The organism is Sphingobium sp. (assembly GCF_035511395.1).
GTDB lineage: Bacteria > Pseudomonadota > Alphaproteobacteria > Sphingomonadales > Sphingomonadaceae > Sphingobium.
This window is the reverse complement of record NZ_DATKFP010000456.1, coordinates 21,792-28,623: the sequence shown is the minus strand read 5'-3', so window position 1 is coordinate 28,623 and position 6,832 is coordinate 21,792. Positions and strand designations below refer to the sequence as shown.

At 63.1% G+C, this 6,832-nt stretch carries 4 protein-coding genes; 1 reads left to right on the top strand and 3 read right to left on the bottom strand.

The window, feature by feature from the left end; genetic code table 11:
- The 3 genes from VMR39_RS30360 to VMR39_RS30355 all read right to left on the bottom strand — a co-directional run.
- A partial coding sequence (locus VMR39_RS30360; RefSeq protein WP_325422263.1) for an IS5 family transposase occupies positions 1-455 on the bottom strand: 455 nt, incomplete at its 3' end.
- A gap of 105 nt (positions 456-560) precedes the next feature.
- On the bottom strand, positions 561-770 hold the full coding sequence (locus VMR39_RS30620; RefSeq protein WP_414712622.1) for a transposase: 210 nt from the start codon (positions 768-770) through the stop codon (positions 561-563).
- Positions 771-1,174: 404 nt separating this feature from the next.
- Positions 1,175-4,048, bottom strand: coding sequence for a TonB-dependent receptor plug domain-containing protein (locus VMR39_RS30355; protein ID WP_325422262.1), 2,874 nt, complete (start codon positions 4,046-4,048; stop codon positions 1,175-1,177).
- 399 nt (positions 4,049-4,447) lie between these two features.
- On the opposite strand from VMR39_RS30355, the gene VMR39_RS30350 reads away from it, so the two are divergent.
- A complete protein-coding gene (locus VMR39_RS30350; RefSeq protein ID WP_325422260.1) occupies positions 4,448-6,829 on the top strand; it encodes a penicillin acylase family protein in 2,382 nt (793 codons plus the stop codon).
- The last annotated feature ends 3 nt before the right edge of the window (positions 6,830-6,832 follow it).

Sequence of the window (6,832 nt, the reverse complement as noted above, 5' to 3'; positions counted from 1 at the left end):
AAGGGTATCCAGAGTTTGACTGAAGCGATTGCGACGAAGCCGAGGTAGGACTCCTTGGTTTTGTCGTAGCGGGTCGCGATGCGCCGCCAGTTCTTGAGTTTGTTGAACAGGCGCTCGATCGAGTTGCGCCATTTGTATTTGGTGCGGTTGTGCGGAGCCGGATTGCGCCTGTTGACCTTGGCCGGGATCACCGCCTCGACACCGGCTGCTTCGATCTCCTCGCGTATTGTATCGGCATCGTAGCCCCGATCGGCCAGGAAAGCCTCAATCCGGTCGGTTATCATACGGAACAGCGGTGCAAAGCCCTGTACATCATGTGCTTGCCCTGGCGTCAGCACGAAGCCGAGCGGGAGGCCTCTGGCGTCGCACCTTGCGTGGAGCTTGGTGGTGAAGCCGCCTCGCCACCGGCCAAGCGCCTCGGTTTGTTGAGTCCCCTTTTTATGCCGACGGCACAATGATGTGCCCGGACCACCGTGTTGTCGATCATGTCGGCTGCCGTGTCGCGCCCCGCCAGTGTGGCCAGCGTCTCGAGCATGGCATCAAACACACCGGTCGTGACCCTATCGTCGATAGTGTCGAAACACGCTGTTCCAGTTGCCATAATCGTCCGGCAAGTGCCGCCACTGCGCACCGGTCTGCGCGATCCATATCATGTCTTCGAAATAGGGGCGATTATCCTGGGCCGGGCGGCATCCACGACCTTGCTCAGGGGGCAACAGTGGCCCGATCACTGCCCATTCCTCGTCTGAAACGCCGATCCGCTCGCCCAAAGCTGCCTTCCAAAAGCCAGCCTTGAATCAGCAACCATGCCCGCAGTCAAGCTTTGTCCACGAAACCTAATTTGAATGTCGAAGCGATCCCTCCGCAATGGGGAACAAGACTCACCAGGCCGCTCCAGCGAATATTGTGAAATGCCGACGAGAGGTCGGTATCAAGCTGGCGCTATCCCGGTTTCCTGATCGTATGGAGAGCCAGTATCTGCGCTGCGATCGCTAAGTGCTCAATGCGGGCATGCCGTTTGTCAATTTCCACTCCAAACGCCTGCGCTTAAGAATTTTCGAGTCAGATGGGCCATCTGTAGGAACTGACTAGCCAGCCAGATTCGGGTTGATCCGGCAAGAAAAAAGGGTGGAGCAGCAGCCTGCTTCTCCACCCTTTTCCATATTTGCGAACCTCAGTTGGTCTTGAAGCGCACGCCGACGCGGAAAGCGCGGCCAAGCAGGTCGCTGAAGGTCGAGTTGGCCGACAGGCCGCTTTCGGGCAGCAGGATCGGATCCTTGTCGAACAGGTTGGTGATGTTGAAGAAGAGTTGGCCGTCGGAGCCGCCGACCTTGATTTTCGCGGTGAAGTTGAGGTCGGTGTAGAAGGTGCCGTCGATATGGTTGCTGTCGATCGTCGGATTGGCGGCCGTGCTGGCCGGGCAGTTCGTCGTGCAGACGATATAGGTGTTGTTGTAGGTGCCCGAGCTGACGCCGCGACCGACTGCCGAAATCGAGTAATTGGGCGTGTCGAAGGTTGCAGAGAGGCGGAAAATCCAGTCCGGCGTGCCGCTGGTCTGGCCGCTATTCTGGCCGACCGAGTCGATCGGCACCGAGACGCCGTTGTCGACCAGATTTTCCAGATAGTTGGTCGCGGTGCCACGCAGCGTCAGGCTGCTGGAACTGCTATTGAAGATCTGGTCGAGGGGCACGCGATAGCTGGCTTCATAGTCGATGCCGCGCACCTTGACCTTCGCGAAGTTGAAGGGGCTGGCCGAGACGAAATAGTCGCGGTCGCCCAGCGGATCGGCGACGATGGCGTCGCAGAAGGATTGTAGCCCTTCGGTGCAGCGCTGAGCGATGTCATCAGCGAAGAATTGCGCGATCGCATCCTTAACCTTGGTGCGGAACCAGTCGACCGAGAAGGAGAAGCCCGGCAGGAAGCGCGGCTGGAGTACCGCGCCGAGAGTCAGCGTGTCGGCCTTTTCGGGCTTGAGCGCCAGATTGCCGGTGGTGAGTTCGCGGAAGGTGGCACCGGCAAACCGGCCATAGGCCGACGCCGTACTGAACGTATTGGTGCGCGATGTGCCTGACTGGAACAGTTCGTTGAGGTTGGGTGCGCGAATGTCGCGCGAGCGTGTGCCGCGCAGGCGGATATCCTCGATCGGTTGCCAGGTGAGGCCTGCCTTCCAGGTTTCGACGGTGCCCGACGTCGAATAGTCGGTCACGCGCGCAGCGCCGTTGAATTCCGCGCCCAGGCCCAGCGGAATGACGGTTTCGAGATAAGCTTCCTTGACATTGTAGCTGCCGAAGGTGGGGCGGAAATTGCCGACCGACCAGCCGCTCTGATATTCGGTGGGGACGAAGCCCGACACTTCTTCCTTGCGATATTCGCCGCCGACCGCGACGCTGACGTCGCCCGCCCATGTGGCGAAGGGGGTCATGGAGAGGTTGACGCCCGCGACCGTCTGCTTGAACTTCTGGTCGCGATATGGATCGCCCATCACCCAGTCGACGGCTGCCGGATTAGCGACGCCGACGCCGAGGCGATTGAGCGGGATACAGCCATTGGTGACATCGGTCAGGGTCGGGCGGCAAACGATCGTGCCGGCCGCGACGCCCAGTGCGTTGTCGGCCGGGGCGAACACGGCGTCGGTGGCCAGCGTCATGCGCGACGTGTTCATGATGTCGCGCAACAGTTCGTGCGTGTCGGTCTGGCCATATTGGGCATAAGCGTCCCACACTGCCTTGTTGCCGAACATCTGGAATTCGCCGCCCGCGCCGATAGTGTAACGCTGGGTTTCGCGGGTGCTGTTATTCTTGCGATAGGGAAGGTCGGCCGCTGAGGTGCCGAGCGACACACTGGTCACGCCGACCAGCGCGGCGCTGCCGAGCGCTTGCTGCAAATAGGCATTGTCGCCGGTGAGGGTGAAGGTCGCCGCCTGCGGACCCGCGTTGAACAAGGTCTTGTTCCAGTTATAGGACGCCTCGCCATAGACTTCGAGCCAGTCGGCCAGTTCATAGCTGAGGCGGCCGAATACGCCGCGACGGTCGTCGGTGGCATCGAGGCCGATGCGGCGCGACGTGTCGTTGATCTGCCAGTCGCCGCCGACGGTCTGCGACGTGTCGGTGAGCGATCCGAACTGATATTGCCGGGCTATGCCGCCCTGATCGAAGTAGGTGCCGCGCAGCGTGGTCGCGCCGCCGGTCTGCGAGCGGATGATGCTGCCGGGCGTCGCGTTCCAGGTACCCGCGCCGCGCACGACCAGATTTTGCGGCTGGCCGTTGGTGGCGGTGTAGTTCGGGTTGACGAGGGTACGGTAGCCCTGTTGGTTCCAGTCGCGATCAACCTCGAAAATACCGTCGCGATGGGCATATTCTCCTGCGACAAGAATATGGCCGCGCCCGCCGGCGAAGCTTTTGCCGATCGCGCCCGAGAAGCTGTAGTTGAAGCCGTCGCCCTTGTCGGTGATGCCGGTGTCGGCGTCGATCTTGAAGCCCTCGAACTTCTTGTCGAGCACATAGTTGACGACGCCCGCGACCGCGTCCGATCCATAGGCGGCCGACGCGCCGCCGGTGACGATCTCGACGCTCTTCACCAGCGACTGGGGGAAGGTATTGATATCGACCAGCCCGGTGATGGTCGATCCGACCGACCGGCGGCCGTCGAGCAGCACCAGCGTACGCACTTCGCCCAGGTTGCGCAGGTTCATCGTGTTGATGCCCGCCAGACCAGAACTGATAGCGAGGCGCGAATTGGACGGGCGGGTGCTGCCCGCCAAAGCCGGAATCTGGTTAACGAAGTCGGCGATATTGTTGGTCGGCGACTGGTTTTGGATATCCTCCTGCGTCATCACAGTGAGGGGGGTGGGCGACTGGAAGCCGTCGCGCACGATGCGGGTGCCGGTGACGACGATCTGGTCGACGGGCGCCGCTTCGGCACCCTGCTGGGGCGCGGCTGCGTCCTGAGCCAAGGCGGAGGCGCCATGGACCAGAGCCAGAGCGGTCATCGCCAGACCAAAGCCGTGCTGGCGGCCGAACGACCGACGAATTCGCCTGAAATCACGCATGTACAAAACCCCCTTGTCAGAGGATGGGGCTGCGCGCGTTATCGCGTGCGCGGCGTTAGAGCGCCGATCTGGCCCAACCCTTCCCATCACCACATGACCGCAGGGCAGGCATGATGTCCTTCCCGTTCCCCACCGTCACAACGATCCCGACCTTCCGCCTGACCGGCTGGAAAGTCGGTTCCATGACGGGGAGGTTACAGGGTGGTCACGGCTGGTCAATAGATTTGGTATTACTTTGATCGTATAAAGGTATAGCCCGAAGGAATGGCGGGCCGAAATGCGCCGGTCGTCGCCATGACAGATAGCTTGCAGTTATGGGCTGCGATCGGCTTAATATATGGCGTACCCATGATCCTGCGATAGTCGTCGTATTTCAATTCTATAGTCAAGGAGGCTGTGTTGATCCAGCGTCGTGCGTTCCTTCTGGCCACCGTGGCCGCGCTGGCCCTGCCGGGCGAGCTGTTGGCCAAGCAGCTGGTAAAGGGCGGCAGGACGTCGCGGATCCGCGCGAAGGGGGCAAGGGCGCCGATCGAGATCGTCGAGGACGAACTGGGCGTGCCCCACGTCCGCGCGCAGTCGCTGCACGACGCCTATTTCGGGCAGGGCTATCTGGTGGCGCGTGACCGGCTGTTCCAGATCGACATGGATTATCGCCGCGACATGGGGCGCATGGCCGAAGCCTTCGGCCCGCGCTTCGTGGCGGCGGACAAGGCGGCGCGGCTGTTCTTGTATCGCGGGGATATCGAGGCGGAGCTTGCGGCGCTGCCGCCGGGCGTGCTGGACTGTGCGAAGGGCTATGTCGCGGGCGTCAATGCGCGGATCGCCGAACTGAAGGCCGACCCGGCGCAGATGCCGCTGGAATATGGGATATTGAACCTGACGCCACTGCCGTGGGACGTTCGCGATCTGGTGCGCAACCGGGGCATCGGCATGGGCGACGCCGATGACGAGGTGCGCCGGGCGCAGATGCAGGCGCGCGGGTTGCTGGAGGTGGACCAGTTGATGGCGCCGCTGCGTCCGGCCTGGTCCTTTACCGTGCCGGAAGGGCTGGACTGCGCGGCGGTGAGCGATGCGGACCTTGGCATATTGGACCCGTCGGCGCGGCCGGTGCCTTTCGATGCGATTCAGGAGGCGTCGCTGGATCGCGCGGAGCGTCGCGCCGATCGCTTCGCGCAAGGCAGCAATGCCTGGACGATCGCCGCATCGCGCAGCGCGACCGGGCGGCCGATCCTGGCGAACGACCCGCACCTGGGGATCGGCGGCAATAGTCCGCGCCACATGATCCACCTGACCGCGCCGGGGCTGGACGTAATCGGTGCCGGCGCGCCGGGCCTGCCGGGGATCATGCAGGGCCATACCGACCGCTTCGCCTTCGGCCGGACCAATTTCCATATCGACCAGACCGACCTGTTCATCCTGCGCACCGACAAGGATGATCCGGAGCATTACTGGCACAAGGGCCGGTGGAAGCGGTTCGAGACATTCGAGGACGAGATTGCGGTCAAGGACGGTCCGGCGCAGCGCGTGACATTGCGCTATGCTCAGGGGCGGCCGATCGTCGCGCAGGATGTGGCGAAGCAGCGGGCCAGCGCTTTCGCTACGACCAGCATGTTGCCGGGCGCGAACATGCGCTTTGCCATTATCGCGATCAATCTGGCCAAGGACTGGGTGTCGCTGCGGCAGGCGTTCCGCATCCATGTTTCGCCGACCAATTTCCATTATGCCGATGTGGACGGCAATACCGGCTGGCAGACGATCGGCTTTACGCCGAAGCGGCCCCGCCATGACGGGCTGTTCCCCGCACCGGGCGACGGCGACTTCGACTGGACAGGTATCTTGCCGGTCGAGGAAATGCCGTCCGTCTATAACCCGAAGGAGGGCTGGTTCGCGTCGGCCAACCAGCTCAATATCCCGGCCGATTATCCTTATGCGAAGAAGGTCATCAGCTTCGACTGGAGCGATCCGTTCCGCTACGACCGCATTTCCGAGGTGCTGCGCAGCCAGCCGAAGCACCGACTTGAAGACAGCATCGCGCTTCAGCATGATGTCCAGTCACTCCCCGCGCGGGCGCTGGTAAAGCTGATCCCGGAGAAGCTGCTGCCGGAAGCGGCGTCGGCGGCTGCACTGCTGAAGCGCTGGGATTGCGGGCTGGAGGCGGACAGTGGCGCGGCGCTGCTCTACGAGATGGTAATGCCGGAATTGCAGAAGGGATTCCGCGATCTGGTCGTGCCCGCCGCGGCGCGCGAGTTTATTCCGTCGGTCAACCTGTTCGAAATGCTGCGCATCCTGGCGGCGCCCGACAAGCGGCTGGGGCCGGTACCCGATCTGGCGCGCGACGCGCTGATCGAGCGGTCGCTGGTGGCGGGGTGGAAGAAGGCGGTGGAACTGGGTGGTCCCGATCCGGCGCAATGGCGCTGGGGCGACCTGCACCGGGTCGAGATCGCGCATCCTTTGTCCTCGCTGCCGGGGATCGCGGCCGCTTTCCCGAAGATCGAGGGCGGGCGGTCCGGCGGCGACGGTTTCACGCCGATGGCGCGTGGTTTCAACGCGAAGCGCGGCTATCAGGTATCGCATGGGGCGAGTTACCTGCTGGTCGCAGATGTCGGCGCATGGGACAACAGCCGCTTCCTGCTGCTGCCCGGCCAGTCGGCGGACCCCCGGTCCCCGGCCTATCGCGACTTCTATCCGCGCTGGCTGGCGGGGCAGATGCAGCCGCTCTGGTTCAGCCGCGAGGCGGTGGAGCGGCATGCTGCCGGGCGGATGGAGATCATGCCGGGCTGAGCG

Coding starts and splice junctions, on each gene's coding strand:
- VMR39_RS30355 (WP_325422262.1), bottom strand. CDS start 4,048: ATGCGTGATTTCAGGCGAATTCGTCGGTCGTTCGGCCGCCAGCACGGC.